This is a genomic window from Vibrio sp. S17_S38, from assembly GCF_014694375.1.
Classification (GTDB): Bacteria; Pseudomonadota; Gammaproteobacteria; order Enterobacterales; family Vibrionaceae; genus Vibrio.
This window is the reverse complement of the sequence record NZ_JAAUWW010000045.1, coordinates 1-1,614: the sequence shown is the minus strand read 5'-3', so window position 1 is coordinate 1,614 and position 1,614 is coordinate 1. Positions and strand designations below refer to the sequence as shown.

Below are 1,614 nucleotides of genomic sequence, written 5' to 3'. Positions count from 1 at the left end.
CTATCTATCTATCTATCTATCTATCTATCTATCTATCTATCTATCTATCTATCTATCTATCTATCTATCTATCTATCTATCTATCTATCTATCTATCTATCTATATGAAAGTTATGAAAAAAATAATATTACTTACTAGTTTTTTCAGTATTCCAGTACTGGCAGCGACGGAATCACCTCAGTTTTTTGTTGGCGTAAAGGGGGGGTATCAATGGGCCTTAGACGACAATTACAATCATTCAAATCCAGAGGGCACAATTTTAGGTCTCTATGGCGGGTTACAGTTTACTCCCTCTTGGAGTTGGGATTTAGGTTATCAATATCACGATGAACTAAAGGCGGACGCCACCTCGGTTAATGTTAAAACTTGGTTGATTGAAAGTGCTCTTCGTTACGATTGGTACCTACAAAATAACCTAAGTTTATATGGTCGAATTGGTGCTGCTTATTGGGACATGGAAAAAACGCAACTATCTTCAAGTAAGAGCGATGCGACAGGTTTTTCTCCTCTCGGTGAGGTAGGGATTAACTATCACTTTAACCCTAACGTCCGATTATCAACGGGCTATCAATACATTGACAGTATTGGTAAGTCAAATACGGGTAAGTATGATAGCCATGGATTGTTGGTCAGTCTAACCTATACGTTTGGCAGTACAACTCAACCAGCGTTAGTCGAAACAGCGCCAACGTCTATTATTGAAGATACTCCCGTTAAAGAGACTGCCACTGTAAAAGCACCTCCTCAAACACAGGCCTTTTCACCAAAAACTACAGATGGATTGTTTGGTTTTGATTCAGTCGAACCTAGCCAAGAGTTTATTGACCAATTAACAGAGATCTCTTCAGTATTAAATTCTTACCCACAAGCTCAGGCTAAAGTTGTTGGGCACACTGACTCAACAGGCTCAGCACTCTACAATCAAAACCTTTCTGAGCATCGTGCTCAAGCGGTCGTCAATAAACTGATTGAATTGGGTGTCACACAGACACAACTTGAGTGGAGAGGTGAAGGTGAGTCTCAACCTGTTGCAGATAACAATACTGCAGAAGGACGAGCTGCAAATCGCCGAGTTGAAATCACCATCACTAGCTTCCAGTTTCAAGAATAGGTTGTATTACTATGAATAAATATTTTAAATCTCTATTTGCAATAGTGGTTTTTCCACTACTAACGTTATTAACTGGTTGTAATTCAGAAGGCGCTTTCAGTTCTCAACCTCAGCCACCAATAGATGCGACAGTGATTGAAATTACGGTGACCCCCTCACCAATTTCGGTCTTAGAAGGTCGCACACAACAGTTGGTCGCGGTGGCTAAATACGATGATGGAGCCGAGAGAGACGTCAGTGATTCGGTAACGTGGGAGATTGTTGGAGACCCAACAATCGCGAGCATATCCGTTTCTGGTTTAGTAACGGGTAACACGAAAGGTGCAACTGAACTCACTGCCAGTAAAGATGGTATCACCAGCAATACGGTGAATGTGAATGTGTGTAGTAGTCTTGCTGGCACATGTATTGATATCTTTGATACGGGTAGCGGTAAGTTGTTTACCAATTCACCATCAGTGGCCTACTTAGACAGCATTGGCGGTAGTGCTACAAACGATAT

Annotated in this window: 2 protein-coding genes; both read left to right on the top strand. The window is 41.3% G+C overall.

The window, feature by feature from the left end; all coding sequences use genetic code 11:
• Window positions 1-1,112: OmpA family protein (locus HC725_RS16505; RefSeq protein WP_274601412.1), on the top strand; the 1,112-nt coding region annotated here is incomplete at its 5' end.
• Window positions 1,113-1,123: 11 nt separating this feature from the next.
• Window positions 1,124-1,614: Ig-like domain-containing protein (locus HC725_RS16500; protein WP_190332947.1), on the top strand; the 491-nt coding region annotated here is incomplete at its 3' end.